Genomic DNA, 23,635 nt, shown 5'->3' with positions numbered 1-23,635 from the left:
GTAATTGCACATTAAGCGGTTGTTTCGGTGGATTATTCAACACGTAAATAGGTACTGCCGGCTAAACAGTGCTCGTAAAAGTTTGTCCAGCGGACACCTTCGCGTGGCGCCAGTGAACCTTTTCTCACCTGACGGTCAATTTGTTTTTTCACGGTTTTGGCCATGTACTCGGTATTATATTGCATGGTTTGCAGTACTTTTTCAGCCGATGTGCCCGGCACTACTTCTTCAATATAAAAGTCGCCCGGTTCGTCGTCGTGACAGTACACATGAACTTCGGTTAAGCGGCCAAACAGGTTATGCATATCACCCATAACGTCCTGATAAGCGCCGGTCAGGAATAAACCAACATGATAATCTTCGCCTTTGCGCAGGTTATGCATGGGAATATGGTCGCTAATATCGGTGCCTTCAATGTACTTGCTGAGTTTACCGTCACTATCGCAGGTAATATCGACAATTGAGCAGCGTACTTCTGGCTGTTCGTTCAGCCGCGAAATAGGAACGACTGGAAGCACTTGGCCAATGGCCCAGGTATCTGCCGCTGACTGGAACACCGAAAAGTTACACAGGTACTGGCTGGCGAGCATGTCTTCCAGCTCTTCCAGTTCCTGCATTACATAGGTGTCTTTATCCAGCGAATGGTGGATATCTGCCAGTATCTGCCAGTACATGGTATCCAGTTTGGCCATTTCATTCAGCGATAAAATACCCAGTTTAAAAGCTTCATAGGCATTTTGTTTATAACCGGCCGCGTCGTTGTAACGCTCCTGCGGGTGGAACTGGTCGCCAGAGCTGTGCAGTTCGCGCATATTTTTAACCAAAATGTGTTCGTCACTGCTGGCGCTGATATCGTATTGCGTGCCCGCGGGTTTCATTTCGCCCACAATGTTAGTAACTACACAGCTATGATGCGCAGTCATAGCGCGGCCGCTTTCGCTGACTAAGTTAGGGTGGGGGACTTTTTCCAGATCACAAATTTGCTTCACGCCCCAGACAACGTCAGCAACGTACTCTTCTGTTGAATAGTTACGCGAAGAGTCGTTGGTGGTACTTGTGCCGTCGTAATCAATGCCTAAACCGCCACCAATATCGAGGTACTCTAAAGGCATGCCCTCCAGTACTAATTTGGCATACAGCCGAGCGCCTTCGTTGACGGCTTCTTTAATTTTACGAATATCGGACAGTTGGCTGCCAATATGGAAGTGCAGTAGCTTAGCGCAATGCAGCATGTCTTCTTCACGCAGGCGCTCAATAACATTCAGAATTTCGGCAATGCTCAGGCCGAACTTAGCTCTGTCACCACTGGAGCCAGCCCATTTTCCGGAGCTTTTTACCATCATTTTTGAGCGCAGACCTATCATGGGTTTAACACCCATTTGTTTGGCCAGCGGAATCAGCATTTCCAGCTCGCTGAACTTCTCAATTACGATAATCATCTTACGCTTAAGTTGGCGGCCAAGTAGCGCCAGAGTCAGATAATCTTTGTCTTTGTATCCATTAAGAATGGTCAGAGCTTCAGGGTTATCGTTGTACGCCATTACCGCCATTAACTCTGGCTTAGAGCCCGCTTCCAGACCGTAATTGTAAGGTTCGCCGGCGTCCATAATTTCTTCGACCACTTCCCGCATCTGGTTAACTTTAATCGGGAATACGCCGCAATACTGCCCCTGGTAGTTGGCTTCTTCTATCTGTTTACCAAAGGTTTCGTTAATAATTTCAACCTGCGAGCGCAGAATATCGTGAAAGCGAATAACAGCCGGGAACTGAATGCCTTCCGAAATAATCTCATCCACCACTTCTTTCATATCAATGGTCACGTCGGGTAAGCGGTGGTTCGGCCGAATTTGAATGTTGCCGTTTTCGCCGATAGAAAAGTATCCCGCGCCCCAGCGGTTAACACCATAGAGCTCTTCTGCTTGATCAATATTCCAGTCTGACATCTCAGGCTCCCGACTGTTGTAATACGAGTAATAATTCGCGCACAATTTTAGCGGCGAATACGTCAGAATTTCCGGTTGGGTCTATTTGTGGAGACAACTCAACGACGTCGGCACCGACCAGGTTTTTTTTGCGCAATAGTTTCATCAAGCTGACAAAGGAATGGAAATCCTCGCCGCCGGGTTCAGGGGTTCCTGTGCCCGGTAAAAAAGAAGGATCGAAGTAGTCCAAATCTAACGTCAGATAAACCGGGCGGTCTTTGGCAATGGCTTCCACACTGTCGAGAAAGTCTTTGCGTGAACTGCGAATGGTTTTGTGTTCTTTCATCCACTGATATTCATCGCGCGTGCCAGAGCGGATACCGTACTGTATCAACTCATGGCCAGGACCAAAGTGGTCGACTGAACGACGAATAATAGACGCATGTGAATAATGGTAGCCGAGGAAACCGTCACGTAAATCAGCGTGCGCATCCAGATGCAGCAAAACCATATCGGGGTATTGTTTTAAATATTTAACGATAGGCGCATAGGAAATAGAATGCTCGCCACCCAAGGTCAGCAGTTTAATCTGCTCTTTTGCTAAATCAAGCGAGTCAAAAATAGCATTAAAGTCGTGAACCGCATGGTGCCACTGCTTTTCTTCGTCGTCATCAAAACCCAATCGCAGGTTGCCTAAGTCGTAGAAGGTTTGGTCTTCTAAGTCAGCATCAAGATACGGCGAGTATGACTCGATGTCTTCAGAAACGGCACGTAAACCGTCAGGCCCTTCGCGGGTGCCTTTACGAAAACAGGCGGTACCATCAAAACCAAACCCCAGAATATGGGTATGTCCCGGGTGTATATCGGTGCTGTATTGCGAACCGAAAAATGGGCGGCTCGGGTCGTTTAATGGCACAGGTAGTGGCGTTAGGGGCATTATCGTTACAGACCTCTCTTACTGAGTCGATTTATTGCGATCTTTTTTGATCGGGTTAAACAGACTTTGTTGAATGTTGATGAGCTCTTCACTGAGCTTTTTACGTTTTGTCCAGGTGTCAATTAATGGTGTTTCGCTGAGCTCATTCGCTGTAACACCGGCCATAACCGCTGTTTTTCCCTGGCGAACGAGTTCAACCGCATGCACACCCAGCCGCGTTCCTAAAATACGATCCATTGCCGTAGGGCGTCCACCGCGCTGAACGTGCCCAAGTAAACAGGGACGACAAGGTAAGTTAAGACGATCCTCTAACTGTTCCGCAAGTCGAACTGCACCACCGGGCCATTGGTTTTCGCATAACACCATCACGTAGCTTGAGTCGCCGCGAACACGCTGTACCGATTCAATGTGCTTAACCAGCGCATCAACCGTTAATGGTTTATCCTTTTGCAGCTCTGGCAGAATCATTCGCTCGGCACCACAGGCCATAGCGCTGCTAATACCGATATAACCGGCGTTGCGCCCCATAACTTCGACAATAAAGACACGATCCATGGCCTCGGCGGTATCGCGGATTTTATCCAGCGCATCCATGGCGGTTTCTACTGCTGTGTCATAGCCAATAGTGTTATCGGTGCCAAAGAGATCATTATCGATGGTGCCGGGTATGCCTATAATAGGACCTTTCCAGAAATTAGCCAGATGCTCAGCGCCACGGAACGAGCCGTCGCCGCCAATAACGATAAAGGCGTCAATTTGGTGTGCGTCTAAATTCGTTGCGGCTTCCCGTCCACCTTCTTCACTTTTAAAACGCTCGCTGCGGGCGCTTTTAATAATGGTGCCGGAATATTGTAAAATGTGCTCAACGTCTTCGCGGTCAAGTTTTACAAAGTCGTTAGTCAGCAGGCCTTCATAGCCATGACGAAATCCCATGACTTCTATGCCATAGTTTTCAGCAGCGAGAACCACAGCACGGAGTGCGGCGTTCATACCGGGGGCATCGCCACCACTGGTTATAATGGCAATGCGGTTTATTGTGTTAACAGATGACACAATCTCTACTCCTTGATAATGTCTTATGCGTAGCTTAAACGACCTGCATGCCGTGACCAAGAGGAAATTTCATGAGCACTGATGTTGTACGTTTTGATTATTCAGAATTATCGGACTGGGCGCGAACTTGTCTGACCGAGGCGGGGGCTTCGGGGGAGGTCGCGCGCAATGTAAGTTATTACCTGTTGGAAGGCGATTTACTGGGGTTTAGTACCCATGGTTTAATTCGGCTGTTGAACAACTGCCAGTGGCTGCGCGACGGCAAAAGCCTGGCAAAAGGCCAGCCGGTAGTACTTCGAGAGCGCGCTGCGGTTGCTAACTGGGATGCACAGTTTCTGCCCGGACCTTACGTGGTACCGCAGGCTATTGATGCGGCTTGCAAAATGGCGAAGCAAGCCGGTACCGGCACCGTGGTTGTACGCCGGAGCCAGCATGTTGCGGCGCTCGCGGCTTATTTAAGCATTGCTACAGATCAGGGCTTGGTGGTGAGTTTAATGTGCTCGACTCCCGGACAGCGCGCGGTAGCGCCTTTTGGGGGCAAAGAAGCCGTGTTTTCACCTAACCCCTTCGCGGTTGGTGTACCCAGTTCGAATAATCCATTGTTGTTTGATATCAGTTTTTCTATGACGGCAGCAGGCAAAGTGCGTCAGGCTAAAGCGAACGGTACCCGATTGCCTTATAAAGCGTTGATAAAGCCTGACGGTGAATGGACGGATGATCCATTAACCTTCTTTGAGTCACCGGGCAGTTCAATAGCGCCGTTGGGGGGTGAGCAACTGGGTTATAAAGGCTACGGCCTCACGTTGTTCAGTGAAATTTGGTCTATGGCATTAAGTCAGTACGGTCGTAGACAGGGCAGTGACGATGGTGATGCTAACTCGATATGGGTACAAGTGATTGATCCCGAAGCCTTTGGTGAAAAACAAAAATTTTTACAGCAGGTGGATGACTTATTGGCCGACAGCCGTAAAAGCGCCCCTGCGGTTCCTGAGCAACCGGTGCGTATTCCGGGGGAAGGGGCACAGAAGCGCAAGCGCGAGCAGCTGCAACAGGGGGTTTCCTACAGCAGCGCTACTTTAAAAGTTTTGCAGCACTGCGCCGAGTTCTGTGGTGTCGATTTGCCTAAGGCTGTAAACGGGTAATACGCCAGTTTTCCCGGTCTTTGCTGTACTGGTAGCGGTCATGCAAACGGTGTTGACCGCCTTGCCAGAATTCAAATTGCTTAGGGTGAACACAGTAGCCGCCCCAGCTTTGAGGGCGCGGAACTTCGGTGTTCTCATAGTCTTTCAGTAGTGACTGATAGTGACTTTCCAGCACGTCGCGGCTTTCTACCGGGCGGCTTTGTTGTGACGCGAGCGCCGCAACCTGACTCTCTTTCGGACGTGAGTGAAAGTATCGGTCGTTGTCGTCATCATCAAGTGGCACTGCGCTGCCAATAATACTAATTTGCCGCTCTAAGGGTAGCCAGGCAAAGTGCAGAGCAACTTGAGGGTTCTCGCTTATGTCCTGGCCTTTGTGGCTGTTTTTGTTGGTATAGAACCGAAAGCCGGTATGGTCGTAACCTTTAAGCAGCACGATACGCTGGCTGGGCATGTGTTCAGCATCCACCGTAGCCAGTGTCATGGCGGTAGGGTCACTTAATAAGTTGCTGTCTATGGCCTGCTGCATCCACTTTTCAAATTGCTTTACCGGGTCGGCTTCCAGTTGCTCACGGTGCAGGCTACCTAAGCCATATTCCCGACGCATTGCTTGTAAATCCATGACCTCTCCTTAATGGACTAATGGCGCGTATCCTGTTTTTTGTCCAGGAAGCGCTGACGTATTTTTTCCATCGCATCCAGATTATCCAGCATAAGTCCCACCAGCTCTGGATCAAAGAACTTACCACTGTGCTGTAACAAATAATCTGCGGCATCCTCAGATTCTTTTGCATCACGATAATTGCGCTGCGTTCGCAGGGCGTCAAAGTGACTGGTAATACTCAGAATTCGGGCGTTAAGGTCAATTGCCTTTGCCGATTTCTGACTGGGAAAGCCGGAACCATTCCAACGTTCATGAATATCCTGCGCAATAAGAGCCGCGACTTTAGCTACTGCTGAGTCCGTTTGGCGTAAATAGTCGTGGCCCTGAATGACTTTTTGCATAATTTCTTCATATTCGTGGATACTCAATACGTCGGCACGTTGAGCTAACTCCATTTGCACCGAGACTTTACCGATATCATAAACAGATGCAGCTTGTTTTAACGCTTCGGCCTGCTCTTGCGTTGCGCCTGAGAATATCGCCAGCTGGCCAGCCATTTCGGCAGAACGTTTAACATGGTGGCTAATTTCATCAATAGAATGTTTTTCAATGGCTTCACCAACGCTATACAGCAGTTCCCGTTGTGCTTCCCGCTCGTTTTCTGTGGCTTGCAGGTTATCTATAGCAATGGAGCTATTATTCACAAAAAGCCCGAGCAGATTTTGATCCAGCTCAGATAAGTCCCTGACACCACGAATAAAAAGTAAGTACTGGCGCGAGCTGCTGGTTTTGTAAAGGCCGTAGTAATTACCGTCGACAATACGAAAATCAACATTTTGCGGGCTTTGCTGCATAGGGCGGACAATATCCCAGTCAATTTCGCCGTGTACGGGTTGCCCTACAGCCTCTTCATATTCGCCTGTGCCGCCAATAATTTCAAATGGGTCGTCAGTGTCCGAGCTGGCGGTCAGCGCATCAATGCGGCAATACATGGCGTCATCAGACAGGGTAATTAACGCGACAAGTTGCTCCAGGATGCCCTGACATAAGGCTTGCATCGAGCGGGCAGAAAACACTTCTGCCGACGCATTAATGACTTTTTCCAGTCCGCGTTTGTTGCGCTCAATGGCGTTTAAGTCGCGATAAGCTCGCAAACAGGAATACATCAAAGTAACTAGCTTACGGTATGTCAGCTCGGTTTTTTCTTTATAGTCATCAATATCATAACGGGCAATGACATCTTCTTCGGGAGCCTGCCCTGGCTGGCCGGTTCGCAGAACGATGCGTATTAGCCGGTTTTTCCGGGTTTCGCGTACCCATTGGGCAACATCGAGCCCGGCATGATCGGTTTCCATTACTACGTCCAGCAGCATCATGGCGATATTGGTGTTGTCCTGTAAAAACGCGATAGCATCTTTGCCGGAATAAACCGAGTGAAACTTCAGCGGACGACCGTCGAGTTTAAATTCACCTAACGCCATTTTGGTAATGGTGTGTATCTCTTCGTCGTCATCGACAATGAGGATATTATACGGTTCCGATACTTCTTCTTCCGCTATATCAGGCTCGTCATCAGAAAACAGAAAGTCATCGTTCATACTTATGCGTCCCTATTAATAAACTCGCTCGCCCGCTACGTAAGTTTGTTCAACCTGAGTTCGCCAGATATCACTGGCATCGACGGCAAAAGGGTCTTGTTCTACGACAATAAAGTCAGCCCATTTACCGGGTTCCAGCGAGCCCAGAGATTTTTCCTGCCAGGCACTGTAAGCGGCATCTATGGTAAAAGAGCGCAGCGCTTGCTGCAGGCTCATTTTCTCTTCAGCATACCAACCTCCGGCTGGCATATCATTACGATCTTGTCGGGTAACCGCCGCGTGCAGCCCGTAAAACGGATTAGCCAGTTCTACCGGGAAGTCCGAACCGGCAGCAATAACGGTGCCCTGATCCAGCAGTGTTTGCCAGGCATAAGCTCCTTCCATCCGTGCCGCGCCTAGACGATCCTCTGCCATATTCTTGTCACTGGTGGCGTGCGTCGGCTGCATGGAAGCTACCAAATTGAGTTGATTAAAACGTTTCAGGTCGTCCGGGTGTACAATTTGTGCATGTTCTATGCGATTACGTAAGTTACGGCCACCGAGTTCATTATAAACTTCTGCGAGGTTATCCAGTACAACGCGATTTGCCCGGTCACCAATAGCGTGAGTATTTATCTGGAAGCCATGAGGGATGATAAGCTCGTACAGGTCACGAATTTTTTCTTCTGAAGTGACCATCAGGCCATGGTTCCCATGGTCGTCACTGTAGTCTTCCAGCAAAGCCGCACCACGGCTCCCTAAAGCGCCGTCAGCGTATATTTTAACGCTACGAATGGTCAGTTTCTGGTCGACACTTTCGTATGGACCTTCTGCCAAAAGTTGCGCCAGTTTAGGCTCGGTAGCGGCTATCATGCCATAGACTCTGAGGGGCATACGGCCCTGATTGTGCAACCCCTTGTAAACGGAAATTTCGTCGGCATTAATACCGGCGTCATGGACACTGGTAATGCCCAGCTTAATTAAATGCTCAAAGGCGAGTTCGTAAGCTGCACGTTGCTGCTGAAGCGATGGTTCAGGAATAACATCCTCTACTAATTGCATTGCATTATCGACCAGCACACCGGTGGGGTTGCCTTGCTCGTCACGAACAATTTCACCGCCTTCCGGGGCGACAGTGTCCTTGTCTATTCCTGCACGGCGCAAGGCTTCGCTGTTTGCCCAGCCTGCGTGGGCGTCTACGCGCATTAACCAAACCGGACGGTCATTGACCACTTCATCCAGATGGGCTGCACTGGGGAATACCTTTTGTTGCCATTGCTCCTGATTCCAGCCTCGGCCTGTTATCCATTCCATTTCGGGTTGTTCGCCAGCATAGGCATGTACTTTTTTGACCGCTGCAGAAACGGAGTCGGTGTCGCGTAAATCCACCTGCAATAAGCTGGTGCCCAGACTCTGAATGTGTCCATGGGCATCAGTTAACCCCGGAAGAACGGTTTTTCCCTGCATATCAACGGTTTGTTCAGTGTCAGTAAAACGCTCAGCAAGTGCGTTACCACCAATGGCCTGAATTTTTCCATTTTCAACCAGCATGGTCGAAAATTGCTGCAATACCGCTTGTTCGCCAGCGGGGCTGGTAAGGGTGTAGCCTTTCATATTGGTATACAAGGTGTCGGCAATAGCTGAAGCCGATAAGCTAAGGCCTATAAACAGGCAGATAATACGTCGCATAACAAGAAAACTCCGTAGAAAATAACTTGGGCAACACTATAGCGTTTTTACTGTACAAGCGACTAGGCGTTCTCTGACTTTTTTGTTAATGAAGTTAACATTGGCTCTTTAAAAATTTGCATTGTCCGTAAAAAACTTGCTGTCTGTTATATTTTCGGTATGCTAAAAGTTAATTGAATAAGCGTTATTTTGGATCTCAAGATGAAAGTTCTAATTATTGACCCGCAGTTTTTTATGCGTGCTGGTCTTATACAAATTCTCACAAACTATGCGAATCAGCCTTCGATATACGAAGCTGAGTCGTTCGAAATTGCTGAGAACTATTTATCAGCCGATGATTATGATTTGATTTTTTTAGAAATGGATTTACCGGATGCCGAAATTCGACCTGCGCTGCAACGTCTGAAAAAAGTGGCTCCACGTACGCACATTGTGCTGTTTACGCGCCCGCGCTCAATTTCGGAAGTTCGCCAGGTACTGGCTGCCGGAGTGCGTAGCTACTTGCCAAAAGACAGTTCGGCTGAACAGGCTAAACTGGCAATTCGGGCTTTGCTGAATGGCGACCGTCACATTCCTGATGACCCTCATTTGAATGAACCAAGAGACAAGTCCAGTGGAGCCGAGAGCTTTTTGTCACCGCGTCAGCTGGAAATAATGCAACTGCTGGCTCAGGGCCTTTCAAATAAAGAAATTGCAAACATTCTGGGCATTACTGAAGGCACTATTCGTGTGCATTTATCGGCAATATTCAAAGCCATTAAAGTATCGAATCGTACTGAAGCGACGCTTTGGTATCTACTGAGACAGAAAAAGTTGGTCGACTAAGTTTCGATTTATGTCACTTAACCGATTGATTTCTGAACTAGAAAAACATCAACATGCACCAACCGAGTTGTGGGATCCGCCGTATTGTGGTGAGATCCCTATTCATATTGCCTCAAATGGCGACTGGTTTTATCAGGGGAGCCAGATAAAGCGCTCCGCATTGGTAAAATTATTTGCGTCTGTTTTAGTGGTTGAAGACGGTGAGTATTTTTTAGTAACACCTGCCGAAAAAGTTAAGATTACGGTTGAAGATACGCCCTTTGTTATCGTTGACTGGCGTCAATTAGAAGAGAATGGTCAGCAATTATTACTGTTAACCACCAACATCGGTGATACTCTGGTATTAAGCTCTGAACATGCGCTCACAATGAAAAACGGTGTGCCCTACATTGTGATGCAAAGAGGATTGACAGCGAGAGTACATCGCAATGTATTCTATCAGTGGGTTTCACACGCAGAGTCGCGGACTGTCGATGGACAAGAACAGTGGTATCTGTCCAGTGCAGGTGAAACGTTTGTGTTAGGAAATGTGAAATAGGACGTTGCGGTAAACTCGTCTATGACAAAAACAAGAATAGTCTACCTGGTTGAACAGCAGCCAGAGCGTCGTCAGCATTTTGAAACGGTATTAACCTTTATTGGTGAAACCGTTGAAGTCATATCTCCTTCAGACACTCTAAAGCTTTGTGCTGCCGATGCGCTCTGTGTGATTGCCGGTAATGGTATCGAGAATCTGCATAAATTAGCCGGCGATGCGCCGCACCTGCCTTTTATTTGTGCTACTGACGACCAGAGTAACGCTTTACAGAAAGCGAATGTCATAGGTCCTCTGGAAAAGTCTTTCGATTACTCCAGCTTGTCGAACATGCTGCATTACTGTCAGGCTTACCACCAGCAAATGCCGGCTAAAGCGGCAAGAAAGCGGCATCCGGGCGGTGGTAAACTGGAGCAAACCTTAGTTGGTAACGGCCGTACAATGAAACATGTACGTCAGCTGATAGAGCAGGTAGCTGTGACCGACGCGAATGTCCTGATTCTGGGTGAATCCGGAACGGGTAAAGAAGTTGTGGCCCGCGGTATTCATGATTTGTCAGGTCGCAGTAATGGACCCTTTGTGCCGGTAAATTGCGGTGCAATTCCGGGCGACTTGTTAGAAAGTGAGTTGTTCGGGCATGAAAAAGGCGCTTTTACCGGTGCCATAGGTGCGCGCAAAGGTCGTTTTGAACTGGCTCAGGGTGGCACCTTGTTTCTGGATGAAATAGGCGATATGCCATTGCCCATGCAGGTAAAACTGTTGCGAGTTTTACAAGAGCGCACCTTCGAACGCGTGGGGGGTAGTAAAAGTATTATTGCCGATGTACGAGTGGTGGCGGCGACTCACCGCGAGCTGGAACAGATGATCATTGACGGCAAATTCCGTGAAGATTTGTATTACCGTTTAAACGTTTTCCCTATTGAAGTTCCGGCTCTGCGCGAACGTCAGGAAGACGTGCCTTTGCTGCTGCAGGAACTGACCCAGCGTTTTAAAAAAGAACGGGGCGTTGGGGTGCGTTTTACTGAGCGAGCTTTAGAGTCGTTGTCTTATCATCGCTGGCCGGGCAATGTAAGAGAGTTGACTAACCTGATAGAACGTTTGACCATTATGCACCCCGACAGCCTGGTTGACGTGCCCGATTTACCGCCTAAGTATCAGCATGTGGAGCACGATGCACCAACCCCGGATTACCCTGAAGAAATGCTGGAGCGTGAGGCGCTGAGTGCGATTTTCAGCGAGTCAGAGGAAGAACTTGATGACGAGACGAATAGTGCTATTGACTCTGAATTGCCCGATGACGGCGTTAATCTGAAAGATATGCTAACCGAAATAGAAACGGGGATGATAGCTCAGGCATTAGCCAAATCTGACTGGGTCGTTGCTAAAGCGGCCGATTTACTCAGTATGCGCCGCACAACCTTAGTTGAGAAAATGAAAAAGTACGGTATCCAGAAAGATTAAACTCAAAGTGTCAGTCTTTTGACAATCCTGTAACAACGTAACTAACTGAAAATAAAGAATATTATACTGGCATCTATTTTGCATTACCTTCTCCATAGTTGTTAATTGGAGATGTCAGTATGGCCACCTACCATCAAATTATTGATGCCATGCCTAACGCTGTTATTTTACTGGACAGTCATGGGGTCGTGGATTATTGCAATGACAATGCCACGAGCCTTTTAGGACACCCTCTGAAAAAGTTTTTATGGCGGGAACTGGTTAGTGAACTGTTTGCTCCCAAAGCGGATGACTGGCACGAAGTGTCTCTGCGTAACGGGCGCCGGGTTCGTTTAGATACTTCGGTTGTGAACGAAAAACCGGGACAGCTTATTGTCCTGACAGACTTAACTGAGACCAGGCGTCTGCAAAATCGTATCAGTCATTTACAGCGCTTGTCTTCGATGGGAAAAATGGTGGCTTCGCTGGCACATCAGATAAGAACGCCACTCTCTGCCGCTATCCTTTATGCGCAAAACCTAAAGCAGGGCAAGATTTCAGCGGCTAAACAACAGCGTTTCTCCGACAAACTACTTTCCCGCCTGCATTCGCTGGAACAGCAGGTCAATGACATGCTGTTGTTTGCCAAAAGTGGTGAGCAACCCATGCTGGAAGAACTCAGTACCAATAGCTTGATCCAGCAGGTGTTAATGAATACAGAGAGTTATGCCGAGCAGCATCAGGTGAAAATTAATTGTAATGATCCAAACTTGGGTGTGGTGTTGCGAGCCAATCAGACCGCATTAGTTGGGGCAATACAGAATTTGGTTAACAACGCAGTTGATGCTAGCCAGCCCGGACAGGAAGTGTTGTTGAAAACCGATGTTGATGGCGGTAGCTGGAAAGTTTCTGTTATCGATTCCGGCTGCGGCATTCCGGCCGAAAAGCAAGACAGTGTATTCACCCCATTTTTTACTGAAAAGTCTAATGGAACCGGCTTAGGTCTGGCGGTTGTCCAAACCGTGATAAAAGCGCATAACGGCTTAATTGACTGGGAGAGTCAACCAGATAAAGGCTGCCGCTTTACCTTATCACTGCCGGTGTATGAATGGTCAGAGAATAAAATGAAAGAGGTACGTTATGGTTGAGCGACAGGTATTGGTTGTTGAAGATGACGTATCGCTGCGTGAAGCAATTATCGATACACTGGAACTGGCTGACTGTCAGTGCCTTGAAGCAGCCAACGGCGAAGAAGCTTTGCTTATTTTGAAAAAGGAATCGGTGGCACTGGTTATCAGTGATGTGCAAATGCCGGGAATTGATGGCTTACAACTTCTGCGCAGCATGAATAATCAGCAATACGATATTCCGGTTATTATGATGACGGCCTTTGCCAAGGTGGATGACGCAGTTGTTGCTATGCGCGAAGGCGCCGTCGATTATCTGACTAAGCCGTTCTCAATTGAAAAGCTACAAACACTGGTTCAGCGTTATCTGCCTGATGGCGCAATTAACGATATTGAACCGGTAGCAGAAGAAGATTCCAGCCAGGCAGTACTGGCTATGGCACGAAAAGTCGCGGCCAGTGAAGCGAGCGTTATGGTCACCGGACCAAGTGGCACCGGTAAAGAAGTGCTGGCGCGTTATATTCACCAGCATTCTGACCGTTCAGACGGGCCTTTTATTGCAATTAACTGCGCAGCTATACCGGAAAACATGCTGGAATCGATGTTGTTTGGTTATGAGAAAGGCGCCTTTACCGGCGCCAATCAGTCATCGCCAGGGAAGTTTGAGCTGGCGCAGGGCGGTACTCTGTTGCTGGATGAAGTTACTGAAATGGCCATGCACTTACAGGCTAAGCTGTTAAGGGTGATTCAGGAGCGTCAGGTCGAACGTTTGGGGTCACGTAAAACCATACAGTTGGATGTCCGATTAATAGCAACTTCTAACCGAGATTTACAGCAAGCGGTGCGCGAAGGGTTATTACGTGAAGATTTAATGTACCGGCTAAACGTGTTTCCACTGCACTGGAAGTCTTTACGTGAACGGCCTGCGGACATTGTTCCTCTGGCAGAGAACTTATTGCAGCGACATAAACAGCGCTCTGGTATTAAAACGCCTGTGAATTTTTCCGCTGCAGCAGAGCAGCAGTTAATGCGTTATTCCTGGCCGGGTAATGTCCGCGAGCTGGAAAATGTGGTGCAAAGAGCTCTGGTTCTGCATCGCGATGGAGAGATTCAGCCGCAGGATCTTATGCTGGAACTGAACGACATTGCGGAAACCGTTAGCGTGTTTCCAGAGCAAGTGGATACGCCCGAAGAGAAGTCAGAAAACCTCGATGAGTCACTTTTCCATCAGGAATACCAAATTATCAAAGAGGCGCTGCAACGGCATCAGGGAAAACGTCAACCGGTCGCCGATGAACTTGGGATTAGTCCACGCACGTTGCGCTACAAGCTTGCGAAAATTCGGGAACAGGGGTTGACTCTGACCGGCTCATAATACGGTCTTGAAATACCTCTTTCATTACCATTAGCCCTGTTTCTCAGGGCTTTTCTTTGTACCTTAAAGCCGCGATTAAAAGTTGGCATTTTGTTTGCATAACTAACCTTAAATAAAGTCAGTGATGAATTTTTGACGGGGTTAATTATGAAAGTGGAAGCAAACGCACTTTACCAACAGTTACAGTCTATGGCTACGCAGGCTTCCCAGCGTGATCAGCCTACGAATGTGAACGCCCTGCAAGGCAATACCGCTCAGGCTGATTTTTCCAATATGCTGAAAAATGCATTGGATAACGTCAACGAACTGCAGCAAACCTCAGGTGATTTAAAAACTCGCATGGAACTCGGTGACCCGAATGTCACGCTGGAGCAAACCATGATAGCCAGTCAGAAGTCGAGCATAGCGTTTGAGGCAACAGTTCAGGTGCGCAACAAAGTGGTTGAAGCGTACAAAGAAATAATGTCAATGCCGGTATAACCGCTGCATTACTGGAGATATAAGTCGTGGCTGAATCAACAGATTTAATGGTACAAGATACTGACTTACCGGATAGCAACAATTCTGGTAATGAAGACAGTGGTGAGAAAACCGGCATCATGACGATGCTGGGCAACTTTGACATGCTGCGTCAGGTCATTGTCGTGCTAGCGTTAGCTATCTGCGTTGCTATCGCTGTTTTTATTATGCTGTGGGCGCAGGAGTCAACTTATCGTCCATTAGGTCAGTTAGAAACGGAGGAGTTGATCAGCACCCTCGACTACATGGATGCAAATGGCATTGAATACCAGGTGGAAGGCAATACGGTTTCAGTACCTGAAGAAAACTACGATGCTATTAAGTTGCAACTGACCCGCGCTGGTGTTGATTACGGTAATTCGACCAATAACGGCTCTGAAATTTTAATGAGCGAACCGGGTTTCGGCGTTAGTCAGCGACTAGAACGTGAGCGCCTCATTCATTCCCGTGAAGTTCAGTTAGCGCGCGCTATTGAAGAAATCAAAAAAGTGTCTGCTGCCCGAGTATTGCTTGCCGTACCTAAAGAAAATGTTTTCGCCCGTCGCGAAAAAGAACCCAAAGCGTCGGTTATGCTGAATGTTCGTGGTGGTACCTCGCTCAGTGAAGAAGAAGTCGCGTCAATTGTGGATATGGTCGCGTCATCCGTTACCGGTCTGAACACCGAGAGCGTAACCGTAACTGACCAGGCTGGCCGCCTGCTCAACTCTGGTTCACAAAGTGCGTTGGCAGCGAAAAGTTCGCGCGAATACCAAATTGAACAAAAACGTGAAGAAGCCTACTTAGAAAAAATAGACAGTATTTTGATTCCTGTGCTGGGCTATGACAACTATACCGCACAAGTTGACGTGACTATGGACTTTACTCAGCGTGAAGAAACTCAGCGGCAGTTTAATCCTGATATGCCAGCCATTCGCAGTGAAATGACAGTTGAAAACCGCTCGATGGGTAGTGCAATTGGCGGTATTCCTGGCGCGTTAACAAATCAACCCCCACTGGATTCAGACATTCCTGAAGAAGCTGGAGATGGCACTGCCGGTGGCGGTGCTACGGGCAGTACTCACCGTGAAGCAACCCGTAATTATGAGCTTGATAATTCAGTCACTTATACCCGGAACCAAACCGGTACCATTAAGCGTTTGAGTGTTTCTGTTGCGGTTAACCATGAAGCAATAACAAATGAAGCGGGCGAAGGCGAAACGCAAGCGCGTAGCGCTGAAGAAATCGCAAATATTCGCCGTTTGCTGCAAGGTGGTTTAGGTTTTGATATTAATCGTGGTGACAGTATTGAAGTGGTGTCAGTACCGTTCGCGCAGTTGCCTGACTTAGGTGCCGGTGAGACGCCAGTGTGGGAAGAACCATGGTTCTGGCGGGCTTTCCGTCTGGTGATGGGCGCACTGGTTATTATGGTATTGATTCTGGCGGTGGTTCGTCCAATGCTGAAGAAACTGATGAATCCGGAATCGGGTGTGGAAGATGATGCCGATGCGTTTTCCGATGAGGAATCGATGGGCGATGAAACCATTGATCTGTTATCCTCACAGTTTGATGAGAGTGCAGTTGGGTTTGGGGCTGATGGTAGCCTGCAACTACCGGACTTGCATAAAGATGAAGACTTGTTAAAAGCGGTTCGCGCGTTGGTTGCCAACGAGCCTGAGCTGTCCTCACAAGTGGTTAAAGCGTGGTTGAACGAAGATGCCTGATCAAGATACTAGAACCAAACGCGGTAAGGTTGAGTTTGATGTCGACACTTTAGAAGGTGTTGAGAAAGCGGCTATTTTACTGCTTAGCTTATCGGAAGAAGATGCGGCTCAGATTCTGAAACATCTGGAACCTAAACAGGTGCAGAAAGTGGGTATGGCAATGGCGAGCCTGGAAGATTTTAACCAGGACAAAGTAAACGCTGTGCACCATTTATTCCTGGAAGACATTCAGAAGTTCACCAATATTGGCTTCAAGAGTGAGGAGTTTGTGCGCAAGGCACTGACCTCCGCACTAGGTGAGGACAAAGCCGGTAACCTGATTGAACAGATTGTCATGGGCGGCGGTTCGAAAGGTCTTGATTCACTGAAGTGGATGGACTCTAAACAGGTAGCCACTATTATCCGTAACGAACACCCGCAGATTCAGACCATTGTCCTGTCTTACCTTGACCCCGAGCAAAGTGCAGAAATTATGGCGCAGTTCCCGGACAAAGTACGTCTGGACTTAATGATGCGAATAGCCAACTTAGAAGAAGTTCAGCCAGCAGCCTTGCAAGAACTGAACGAAATTATGGAAAAACAATTTGCAGGTCAGGCTGGTGCTCAGGCGGCGAAGATGGGCGGCCTGAAAGCGGCAGCCAATATCATGAACTATCTGGATACCAACATCGAAGGTCAGTTGATGGACTCTATCCGCGAGCAGGACGAAGAGATGAGTCAGAGTATTCAGGACCTGATGTTTGTGTTCGAAAACCTGGTGGAAGTCGACGACCGTGGTATTCAGGCCTTGCTGCGTGAAGTGGAAGGTGAAACTTTGCAAAAAGCGATGAAAGGTGCGGACGACGCGGTTCAGGAGAAAATATTCAAGAACATGTCGAAACGTGCCGGCGATATGCTGCGTGATGACCTTGAAGCTATGGGGCCGATTCGTATTAGCGATGTAGAGGCCGCACAGAAAGATATTCTGGCAGCGGCGCGCCGTTTAGCTGACGCAGGTGAAATTATGCTTGGCGGCGGTGGCGGTGACGAATTCCTATAAGGGTTTAACGCATAATGACGGATGATAAAGACGCAACCCAGCTTTGGGATTTACCTGACATGACCTCGGAAGAGCTTAAGCAGGGCTCTCAGGTAAATGCGTTAAACAAACCCCGGCGCTGGCAATATGAGCCGCCGGAAGCGGACAACGAACAGGAAGAAGAGCTTAAGCCTCTGACCGCAGAACAATTGGAAGAAATTCGCCAGGCCGCACGCGAAGAAGGCCATAAAGAAGGTTTTGACGAAGGCCGCAATGAAGGCCTTAAGAAAGGCTATGACGAAGGTTACGAAGCTGGTAAAAAAGACGGTTTTGAAGCCGGTGAACAGCAGGGTGTTGAAGCTGGTAAAGAAGCCATGCAGGAGCAACAGCAGCAGTTAAGAGTTTTGCTGCAGAGTTTGTCTCATCCGAATGAACGTATTACCGAAGCGGTTCAGGACGAGTTGATTGATATGGTCACTGAGCTGACGCGGGTCATCTGTCTGGATTTCGCTGCTAATTCAAAAGAACTCATCGTAAAAGCCGTGCGCGAAGCTATTGCGGTCTTACCGGTTACTGATCAGCGAGTCATTATTCATCTGAATGAAGAAGACTTAGCTATTTTGCAAAGTACATTCAGCGAAGACGAACTGAAAGAAAAAGGCTGGCTGCTTAATAAAGACGATTTACTGGAACGCGGCGGTTGCCGGGTTACTACAGAAAGCTCCACCATAGATTACACCCTGACCAGCCGTATGGAAGATGTGTTCTCCAAATTAAAAGGTTAACCCATGAGCGCTTCTGAGCAGTTAGTGAAACAACTACGCAAAAAACGTGAGCGTATCCAAAAGCCATCAGTGGCTGTGTCGGGCTATCTTACCCGCGTGGTTGGTTTAATGTTTGAGGCTGTTGGCTGTCGTGCTCCTGTGGGGTCAAGCGTAGCGGTTGAGGCTGACAGTGGTGATATTGAAGCCGAAGTGGTGGGGTTTGAAGGCAACATCAGTTACTTAATGCCCACCGAAGACGCTCATGGCGTTATTCCCGGAGCCAGAGTTCGTCCACTAAACCGCAAGAATCAATTGCCGCTGGGTATGGAGCTGCTGGGTCGTGTTATTGATGCTCGTGGCGAGCCCCTTGATGATAAAGGCCCCATTTTTTCTGACGGAAAAACCTACCGAAGCAAACCCATGAACCCACTGAACCGACGTCAGGTGAAGCAGCCGCTGGATGTTGGAGTAACGGCTATTAATGCCTGCTTAACCGTGGGGCAGGGGCAGCGAATGGGGCTGTTTGCCGGTAGTGGCGTGGGTAAAAGTGTGCTGTTGGGCATGATGACTCGCGGTACCACGGCGGATGTGATTGTAGTTGGCCTGATAGGCGAACGTGGCCGGGAAGTAAAAGAGTTTATAGAAGAAATCCTCGGTGAGGAAGGCCGTGAAAAAGCGGTTGTAATAGCAGCGCCGGCAGACCAGTCGCCGCTTATTCGTTTACGTGGTTGTGAAACGGCCTCTCAGGTTGCCGAATATTTTCGTGACCAGGGTCTGAATGTGTTGCTGTTAATGGATTCACTGACTCGTTACGCCATGGCGCAACGGGAAATTGCCCTTGCTGTGGGTGAACCACCGGCAACCAAAGGTTATCCGCCTTCTGTTTTTGCTAAGTTGCCAGCATTGGTCGAAAGAGCCGGTAATGGCGGCGACGGACAAGGTTCTGTGACCGCGTTTTATACGGTTCTGACCGAGGGCGACGATTTGCAGGATCCTATTGCGGACTCCGCGAGAGCAATACTGGACGGACATATTGTACTGAACCGGGAACTGGCCGACAGCGGTCATTATCCGGCAATTGATATTGAAGCTTCTATTAGCCGGGTTATGCCACAGGTTGTTTCGGAAGAGCATATGCAACAGGCGATTAAAGTTAGACAGTGGTACTCAAGTTACCGTCGCAATCGCGACTTGATTTCCATTGGCGCATACACCCGCGGAAGTGACCCGGCTATCGATCAGGCTATTGCAATGCAGCCGCGAGTAAGTATGTTTTTGCAACAGAAAATGCGGGAAGTTGTGAACTATGATGAAAGCTTGTTGCTGCTTAATCAGCTAGTCAATCCGAAGCAGAAACAGTCAGCGGGCATGTAATTTATGGCTGAGTTGGCACAATTGGAAATGTTACTGGAGTTGGAACAGAGGCGCGAAGATAAAGCCGCACAGGATTTCTCTCAGGTACAGCAACAGGTCCAGGAGCAACAGATGCGCCTGGACGGTATGTCAAAATATCGACTCGACTACTTAAATCAGTTGCAGCATCGCGGGCAAAGCGGGATTGCCTCAATTCAGGTAGGGCAGTATCACGCATTTGTCGGTAAATTAGATGAAGGTGTTGAACAGTTGCATCACGATATTATTAAGTTGCAGCAAGTGTTACAACAGCGCAAAGATCGTTGGCTGGCGCAGCGTCGCAAGCGCGAGTCGATAGATTTTTTAATAAAAGAAAAGCGCAAGCGTGAGCAAATAGCAGAAGCCAGAAAAGAACAAAATAATCTGGACGATTTTAGCAGCCAGCGTTTTATTCGCGCCAGAAAATAGTTGGAACGAAATTTGCTTAGATACTTACTAGATATTGTTTGCTCAGCTATTGAAAATAGCGCAAGCGCATTGCGAAGTATTATTAAGCAAGGCGTCAATAAGCACTTAATTCAGGAATAAAACTATGCAACAGCTGCTTAATTTAACCGAGTCTGCCGACAACTTTGCACGTATTGGTAAAGGTAACGATCTTTCATTAAAGAGCACCGATGGTGATAGCGGTGAGTTCTCGCGGCTGATGCTACAACAAAATAGTGGCGATAAAGAGCTGCAACAACTGGCCGCCAAAATTGAAGCTTACCAGAAAGCCGGTAATGACGGTGAAGGTGAGGTTGAAGGCAAAGACATTGAACGCAAAAATATTGGCGAGCCGGTGACCCGAAATTTATGGGAATTGTTGCAGCAAATGAAGCAGGAAAGTGCTGAAGTTAGCTCTGAAGGCGAAACCGTGGTTAGTGACGAGATTGATCTTGCTGCGGGCGATGGCGAACTAAAAATGACAGATGAGCAACTGGCGGAAATGCTGGAAGCTTTAATGGCTAAGCTGGATTCTGCCGATGAAGGCGAGGGCGATGCCGTTATGACCGATGCCGAGCGGCAGAAGTTTGCCGATGAGCTGCTGGCCGGCATGACCGATAGCGATAAACAGGCACTGCAGGCAAAGCTTCAACAGTTGATACAGAGTGCAGAACAGGGCGAAGGCACTGAAAGTGCCGTTGAAGATGCCGGTAAGTTCATAGTTAATTTGCTTGAACCCCTTTTACCCAAAGCCGATGCTGATAAGTTATTAGTAGGTAATGAAAAAGCGTTAACTCAGGCTTTGAATGAGGCGGCAGAGCGAGTACTGTCTCAATTGTCTGCATCTGCGGATAAAAACACAGGCAAGCCGCAAAGTGCTGAAGAATTAACAAATTTGCTTAAGCAACTGGAGCAGCAGGTTTCCGCACAACAAGCGAAAGGCGAAAGTAGTGAGTTGAGTTTAGCGGAGCAAAAGAAACTGCAGCAGTTTACTGCCGAGTTACGCAAAATTTTAGCCAGCCAAAATGGCGGTGGAGATAAATCTCAGGCTTTGACTCAGGAACAGTCGGCTAAAGCTGAGCAATTATTGGCTGAAGTAAGGCAATTATTAAAAGGCCGTACAGGACTGAGTGAAAAGTCGGTAGGGGGTAAGGCGTCAGAGTCGGTTATTACAGCAACAGATGTCAAAGCCGGTAAAGAAAAATCTGGTTCTGGCGATATTGGTGCTAAAAGCTATGACGGTAAGCAAACGACTAAAGCTGCTTCTGTGAATACAGCTGTTGAAGCAGAAACAAAGGTAGCTGATGCGGTTCAGCAGGGACAAGTCTTTCGGAATAACACCGACGCTTTAGTTGACGCCAGTGCGGCCCGGGCCATTCAGGGGCAAATGGTGTCAACCGCGCAGGGAACTGTAGCTGCGAATGAATCCAGTCAGGCTAATACTTTGCAGGCATTGCAACGTCCATTAGACTTGCAGCAAACGGAAGCGTCGCAAAAATTGCAGGAACGCATCAATATTATGATGAGCAGGAATATCCAGCGTGCGGATATTCGTCTGGATCCGCCGGAACTTGGTAGTGTTCACATTCGCGTTAACATGAGCGGTGAGCAGGCATCAGTGCAGTTTCAGGCCCAGACACAACAGGCTCGAGATGCGTTAGAGACGACCATGCCGCGATTACGCGAAATGCTGGAGCAGCAAGGCATAAATTTAGCTGATACCCAGGTTGGAGAGCAAAGCAAAGAAGGCGGGCGCACCGCTGGCGGGCAAGCCGGAGGATCTCATGATGCGGAAGACTGGGCTGTTGAGGGCGAAATAGCTTTAGAAGAAGGCCGGGTGCTTGCTGACGGACAAGTCGATTTCTATGTCTGAAACGGTATATCTAAAGCGGCTATCAAGCTATAGTAACTGTCGGTGGGCGGTAATACAGGAAATTGAGCATGGCAGAAGATAAAGACAACAACGATACGGAACAAACTGAAGAGCAGACCGGTGGTAAGAAGAAAAAACTGATTATCTTCGGTGGTATCGGTATTGTTTTAATTATTACCGTAGTCCTGGTGTTGTGGCTATTCGGTGGCTCGTCTGAGGGTGAATCAGCTGCTGCCGAAAATGGTATGAGCAGCGCAGCGGCACCGTCATCATCGCCACGCCCGGAAATTGGCAATGCACTTTATGTTGGTATGCCCCGGCCTTTCGTTTTCATTGTCCCGGGTGACTCACGTGAGCGAACAGTACAAATTAAAGCGCAGTTAATGGTGCGCGGCGAAGAGAGTGAAGAACTGGCGAAAAAGCATATTCCGTTAATTGAAGGCACGCTGCATGAGGTGTTTTCCTCAACCACGGCTGACAGGTTAAAAACAGCCGAGGGTAAAGGTCAGTTACGTGAACTGGCTTTGACTGAAGTTCGTTCTGCGCTCGAAGAAGTAACCGGGAAACCGGTTGTTGAACAGGTTTTATTTACCAGCTTGGTAATGCAATAAGTGAGCTATTATGGCTGTGAGTGACTTACTATCTCAAGACGAAATTGACGCGCTTTTACATGGTGTTGATGACGTTGAAGAAGAGGACACAGAGAAAGAATCTGCCTCTGCGGATGCGCTCGACTATGACTTTTCATCGCAAGATAGAATTGTTCGTGGACGTATGCCAACGCTGGAAATTGTTAATGAGCGTTTTGCCCGTCATATGCGGGTCAGCTTGTTTAACATGATGCGTCGCACCGCCGAAGTGTCTATTAACGGTGTCCAGATGATTAAATTTGGTGAGTACGTGCATACATTGTTCGTACCGACCAGTTTAAACATGGTGCGTTTCCGCCCGCTTAAAGGAACGGCACTAATCACTATGGAGGCACGTTTAGTCTTTATTCTGGTCGATAACTTTTTCGGTGGCGATGGTCGCTATCATGCAAAAATTGAAGGCCGTGAATTTACGCCGACCGAGCGCCGCATTATTCAAATGTTGCTGAAGCTGGTATTTGAAGATTACAAAGAAGCCTGGGCTCCTGTCATGGACGTGGGCTTTGAGTATTTAGACTCGGAAGTTAACCCGGCCATGGCGAACATTGTTAGCCCAACCGAAGTTATCGTTATTAGTTCGTTTCATATTGAGCTAGATGGTGGCGGCGGAGATTTCCACATTGCATTGCCTTACTCCATGCTGGAGCCCATTCGCGAGCTGTTGGATGCCGGTGTGCAGTCGGATAAAGAAGATACCGACATGCGCTGGAGTAAAGCGTTACGTGACGAGATTATGGATGTTCCGGTGGAAATGATTGCCAAACTGGCGCAAACCGAAATGTCGTTACGTGAGGTGATGGATTTGCGCGAAGGCGATGTTATTCCGCTTGAGTTGCCAGACGACTTAACCGTACTAATTGAAGATTTACCGACTTTCCATGCGAAAATGGGGCGTTCAAGAGACAATGTCGCTTTGAAAATTTCAGAGAAGATTAAGCGCCCTGAAACCGTTAAGTCGGATATTCATATGTTGACTCGTGGAGGCCGCCGAATTGGTGGTGATGCCGAGTTACAACAGTTAGAAGAAGATATTGATTTATAATAATTGC

The 23,635-nt window shown here is 48.2% G+C and carries 21 protein-coding genes; 15 read left to right on the top strand and 6 right to left on the bottom strand.

What is annotated here, in order from left to right; genetic code table 11:
- Positions 1-32 precede the first annotated feature (32 nt).
- The 3 genes from speA to IL_RS06225 are packed head-to-tail and all read right to left on the bottom strand — an operon-like array spanning position 33 to position 3,912.
- Positions 33-1,943, bottom strand: coding sequence for a biosynthetic arginine decarboxylase (gene speA / locus IL_RS06235; protein WP_011234464.1), 1,911 nt, complete (start codon positions 1,941-1,943; stop codon positions 33-35).
- 1 nt (position 1,944) lies between these two features.
- Positions 1,945-2,859, bottom strand: a complete 915-nt coding sequence (speB, locus tag IL_RS06230; RefSeq protein ID WP_011234463.1) for an agmatinase — start codon at positions 2,857-2,859, stop codon at positions 1,945-1,947.
- An 18-nt stretch (positions 2,860-2,877) separates the two neighbouring features.
- A complete protein-coding gene (locus IL_RS06225; protein WP_011234462.1) occupies positions 2,878-3,912 on the bottom strand; it encodes an ATP-dependent 6-phosphofructokinase in 1,035 nt (344 codons plus the stop codon).
- Between the two features lie 71 nt (positions 3,913-3,983).
- Between IL_RS06225 and IL_RS06220 the strand changes: the two genes are divergently transcribed.
- A complete protein-coding gene (locus tag IL_RS06220) occupies positions 3,984-5,054 on the top strand; it encodes an Ldh family oxidoreductase (protein ID WP_011234461.1) in 1,071 nt (356 codons plus the stop codon).
- Here the strand turns inward: IL_RS06220 and pdxH are convergent.
- From pdxH to IL_RS06205, 3 genes are read right to left on the bottom strand one after another with little or no spacing between them, the layout of a single operon-like run.
- Complete coding sequence (gene pdxH, locus IL_RS06215; protein ID WP_011234460.1) at positions 5,035-5,673, bottom strand: pyridoxamine 5'-phosphate oxidase; 639 nt, start codon at positions 5,671-5,673, stop codon at positions 5,035-5,037. The genes IL_RS06220 and pdxH overlap by 20 nt on opposite strands.
- Before the next feature lie 17 nt (positions 5,674-5,690).
- Positions 5,691-7,253, bottom strand: coding sequence for a response regulator (locus IL_RS06210; protein WP_011234459.1), 1,563 nt, complete (start codon positions 7,251-7,253; stop codon positions 5,691-5,693).
- A 15-nt stretch (positions 7,254-7,268) separates the two neighbouring features.
- Positions 7,269-8,921: an amidohydrolase gene (locus IL_RS06205; RefSeq protein WP_011234458.1), complete on the bottom strand. Its 1,653-nt coding sequence runs from the start codon at positions 8,919-8,921 to the stop codon at positions 7,269-7,271.
- Between the two features lie 201 nt (positions 8,922-9,122).
- Between IL_RS06205 and IL_RS06200 the strand changes: the two genes are divergently transcribed.
- The 14 genes from IL_RS06200 to fliM all read left to right on the top strand — a co-directional run bounded on the left by IL_RS06200 (position 9,123) and on the right by fliM (position 23,628).
- Positions 9,123-9,746: a LuxR C-terminal-related transcriptional regulator gene (locus IL_RS06200; protein ID WP_011234457.1), complete on the top strand. Its 624-nt coding sequence runs from the start codon at positions 9,123-9,125 to the stop codon at positions 9,744-9,746.
- Between the two features lie 10 nt (positions 9,747-9,756).
- On the top strand, positions 9,757-10,284 hold the full coding sequence (locus IL_RS06195; protein ID WP_011234456.1) for a DUF1285 domain-containing protein: 528 nt from the start codon (positions 9,757-9,759) through the stop codon (positions 10,282-10,284).
- Between the two features lie 21 nt (positions 10,285-10,305).
- Positions 10,306-11,742: a sigma-54 dependent transcriptional regulator gene (locus IL_RS06190; protein WP_011234455.1), complete on the top strand. Its 1,437-nt coding sequence runs from the start codon at positions 10,306-10,308 to the stop codon at positions 11,740-11,742.
- 119 nt (positions 11,743-11,861) lie between these two features.
- The gene (locus IL_RS06185; protein ID WP_011234454.1) at positions 11,862-12,869 is read left to right on the top strand and encodes a sensor histidine kinase; all 1,008 of its coding nucleotides are present in this window, start codon (positions 11,862-11,864) and stop codon (positions 12,867-12,869) included.
- The gene (locus IL_RS06180) at positions 12,862-14,223 is read left to right on the top strand and encodes a sigma-54-dependent transcriptional regulator (RefSeq protein WP_011234453.1); all 1,362 of its coding nucleotides are present in this window, start codon (positions 12,862-12,864) and stop codon (positions 14,221-14,223) included. Before IL_RS06185 ends, IL_RS06180 begins: the two co-directional genes overlap by 8 nt.
- A gap of 147 nt (positions 14,224-14,370) precedes the next feature.
- Positions 14,371-14,703: a flagellar hook-basal body complex protein FliE gene (gene fliE, locus IL_RS06175; RefSeq protein WP_011234452.1), complete on the top strand. Its 333-nt coding sequence runs from the start codon at positions 14,371-14,373 to the stop codon at positions 14,701-14,703.
- A gap of 47 nt (positions 14,704-14,750) precedes the next feature.
- On the top strand, positions 14,751-16,442 hold the full coding sequence (gene fliF, locus IL_RS06170) for a flagellar basal-body MS-ring/collar protein FliF (RefSeq protein WP_153850292.1): 1,692 nt from the start codon (positions 14,751-14,753) through the stop codon (positions 16,440-16,442).
- Positions 16,435-17,481 (top strand): flagellar motor switch protein FliG, encoded by a 1,047-nt coding sequence (gene fliG / locus IL_RS06165; RefSeq protein ID WP_011234450.1) that lies wholly within the window; start codon positions 16,435-16,437, stop codon positions 17,479-17,481. The genes fliF and fliG overlap by 8 nt, the downstream gene beginning before the upstream one ends.
- Positions 17,482-17,495: 14 nt before the next feature.
- Positions 17,496-18,245 (top strand): flagellar assembly protein FliH, encoded by a 750-nt coding sequence (gene fliH, locus IL_RS06160; RefSeq protein ID WP_011234449.1) that lies wholly within the window; start codon positions 17,496-17,498, stop codon positions 18,243-18,245.
- Positions 18,246-18,248: 3 nt separating this feature from the next.
- Positions 18,249-19,598 carry a flagellar protein export ATPase FliI gene (gene fliI, locus IL_RS06155; protein WP_011234448.1) on the top strand — a complete coding sequence of 450 codons (1,350 nt, stop codon included), beginning with the start codon at positions 18,249-18,251 and terminating at the stop codon, positions 19,596-19,598.
- Positions 19,599-19,601: 3 nt separating this feature from the next.
- Entirely contained in the window at positions 19,602-20,045 is a 444-nt protein-coding gene (gene fliJ, locus IL_RS06150) for a flagellar export protein FliJ (RefSeq protein ID WP_011234447.1), read from the top strand.
- A 124-nt stretch (positions 20,046-20,169) separates the two neighbouring features.
- Complete coding sequence (locus IL_RS06145; protein WP_011234446.1) at positions 20,170-21,936, top strand: flagellar hook-length control protein FliK; 1,767 nt, start codon at positions 20,170-20,172, stop codon at positions 21,934-21,936.
- Between the two features lie 68 nt (positions 21,937-22,004).
- Positions 22,005-22,547 carry a flagellar basal body-associated protein FliL gene (gene fliL, locus IL_RS06140; protein ID WP_011234445.1) on the top strand — a complete coding sequence of 181 codons (543 nt, stop codon included), beginning with the start codon at positions 22,005-22,007 and terminating at the stop codon, positions 22,545-22,547.
- Positions 22,548-22,563: 16 nt separating this feature from the next.
- Entirely contained in the window at positions 22,564-23,628 is a 1,065-nt protein-coding gene (gene fliM, locus IL_RS06135; RefSeq protein ID WP_016341320.1) for a flagellar motor switch protein FliM, read from the top strand.
- Positions 23,629-23,635 lie beyond the last annotated feature (7 nt).

Origin of the sequence: Idiomarina loihiensis L2TR (assembly GCF_000008465.1) — a bacterium.
Lineage (GTDB): Bacteria > Pseudomonadota > Gammaproteobacteria > Enterobacterales > Alteromonadaceae > Idiomarina > Idiomarina loihiensis.
The sequence above is the reverse complement of the archived record's forward strand: the minus strand, read 5'-3'. Positions and strand labels throughout refer to the sequence as shown.

What these genes read in the sequence shown, in the direction of transcription:
- speA (WP_011234464.1), bottom strand. Translation starts at nt 1,943, where the DNA reads ATGTCAGACTGGAATATTGATCAAGCAGAAGAGCTCTATGGTGTTAAC.
- speB (WP_011234463.1), bottom strand. Translation starts at nt 2,859, where the DNA reads ATGCCCCTAACGCCACTACCTGTGCCATTAAACGACCCGAGCCGCCCA.
- IL_RS06220 (WP_011234461.1), top strand. Translation starts at nt 3,984, where the DNA reads ATGAGCACTGATGTTGTACGTTTTGATTATTCAGAATTATCGGACTGG.
- pdxH (WP_011234460.1), bottom strand. Translation starts at nt 5,673, where the DNA reads ATGGATTTACAAGCAATGCGTCGGGAATATGGCTTAGGTAGCCTGCAC.
- IL_RS06210 (WP_011234459.1), bottom strand. Translation starts at nt 7,253, where the DNA reads ATGAACGATGACTTTCTGTTTTCTGATGACGAGCCTGATATAGCGGAA.
- IL_RS06205 (WP_011234458.1), bottom strand. Translation starts at nt 8,921, where the DNA reads ATGCGACGTATTATCTGCCTGTTTATAGGCCTTAGCTTATCGGCTTCA.
- IL_RS06200 (WP_011234457.1), top strand. Translation starts at nt 9,123, where the DNA reads ATGAAAGTTCTAATTATTGACCCGCAGTTTTTTATGCGTGCTGGTCTT.
- IL_RS06195 (WP_011234456.1), top strand. Translation starts at nt 9,757, where the DNA reads ATGTCACTTAACCGATTGATTTCTGAACTAGAAAAACATCAACATGCA.
- IL_RS06190 (WP_011234455.1), top strand. Translation starts at nt 10,306, where the DNA reads ATGACAAAAACAAGAATAGTCTACCTGGTTGAACAGCAGCCAGAGCGT.
- IL_RS06185 (WP_011234454.1), top strand. Translation starts at nt 11,862, where the DNA reads ATGGCCACCTACCATCAAATTATTGATGCCATGCCTAACGCTGTTATT.
- IL_RS06180 (WP_011234453.1), top strand. Translation starts at nt 12,862, where the DNA reads ATGGTTGAGCGACAGGTATTGGTTGTTGAAGATGACGTATCGCTGCGT.
- fliE (WP_011234452.1), top strand. Translation starts at nt 14,371, where the DNA reads ATGAAAGTGGAAGCAAACGCACTTTACCAACAGTTACAGTCTATGGCT.
- fliF (WP_153850292.1), top strand. Translation starts at nt 14,751, where the DNA reads ATGGTACAAGATACTGACTTACCGGATAGCAACAATTCTGGTAATGAA.
- fliG (WP_011234450.1), top strand. Translation starts at nt 16,435, where the DNA reads ATGCCTGATCAAGATACTAGAACCAAACGCGGTAAGGTTGAGTTTGAT.
- fliH (WP_011234449.1), top strand. Translation starts at nt 17,496, where the DNA reads ATGACGGATGATAAAGACGCAACCCAGCTTTGGGATTTACCTGACATG.
- fliI (WP_011234448.1), top strand. Translation starts at nt 18,249, where the DNA reads ATGAGCGCTTCTGAGCAGTTAGTGAAACAACTACGCAAAAAACGTGAG.
- fliJ (WP_011234447.1), top strand. Translation starts at nt 19,602, where the DNA reads ATGGCTGAGTTGGCACAATTGGAAATGTTACTGGAGTTGGAACAGAGG.
- IL_RS06145 (WP_011234446.1), top strand. Translation starts at nt 20,170, where the DNA reads ATGCAACAGCTGCTTAATTTAACCGAGTCTGCCGACAACTTTGCACGT.
- fliL (WP_011234445.1), top strand. Translation starts at nt 22,005, where the DNA reads ATGGCAGAAGATAAAGACAACAACGATACGGAACAAACTGAAGAGCAG.